General features: G+C 31.8%; 1 protein-coding gene and 1 other RNA gene. Both read left to right on the plus strand.

The annotated features are described in order from the left end of the window. Window positions 1-190 precede the first annotated feature (190 nt). Window positions 191-351, plus strand: a non-coding RNA gene (gene ssrS / locus ACIPNH_RS01245) — 6S RNA. Between the two features lie 19 nt (window positions 352-370). Beyond that, window positions 371-658 (plus strand): SRPBCC family protein (locus ACIPNH_RS01250; protein ID WP_458695311.1); only part of this gene is annotated, 288 nt, incomplete at its 3' end.

Here is a 658-nt window from a genome sequence, read left to right on the forward strand (position 1 = left end):
TCTGTACAATTAGTGTAAGCACTTGAAGAAATTACAATAAACACAATGATAGTTAAAACTTTAGTAATGTTCATAAGATATATTTATTAGCTATGATACTTAGAATGCAAAGTTTAATAAAGATTAAATAATAATCGCTAGCTTTAATATATCTATAGACACACCTTGTATAAATCATCTACAATTAATTAAGGGTCTGTTCTATGCGTTATGAGTTAAGTTAAATTTCCCGAGCGATAATTTCTAGTCAAGGGAATTGCCTCTGTTAATTTCGTTGAAATTGATACGCGATGCCCACCTTAACTTTAGTCTCAGGAATCTACTAAGGCTGACGGTAGATACGGATCCTATTTTGATTGGTTTAACATTTATGCTTCATCAATACAAAGAACAGGGTGTTTTCCTATGTTTGCCTAATGAAGTATTCCAAATTGTAATTGATGTTGAAAGGTATCCTGATTTTGTTCCTTGGTGCAAAGCCGTTTATATAAAAGAAAAAATTAACAACCAAATGGTTGTGGATCTCCTCGCAGCTTTTCATGGAATTAAAGGTAGATATACATCAGAAGTTACTTCTCTTTCTCCAAGTGGAACAAATGAAGGTTGGATAAAAGCTGTATCATCAAATGGAATATTTAAACATCTATACAATGAATGG

It is taken from the genome of Wolbachia endosymbiont of Drosophila barbarae, from assembly GCF_044752445.1.
In the GTDB taxonomy this organism is placed as follows: domain Bacteria; phylum Pseudomonadota; class Alphaproteobacteria; order Rickettsiales; family Anaplasmataceae; genus Wolbachia; species Wolbachia pipientis.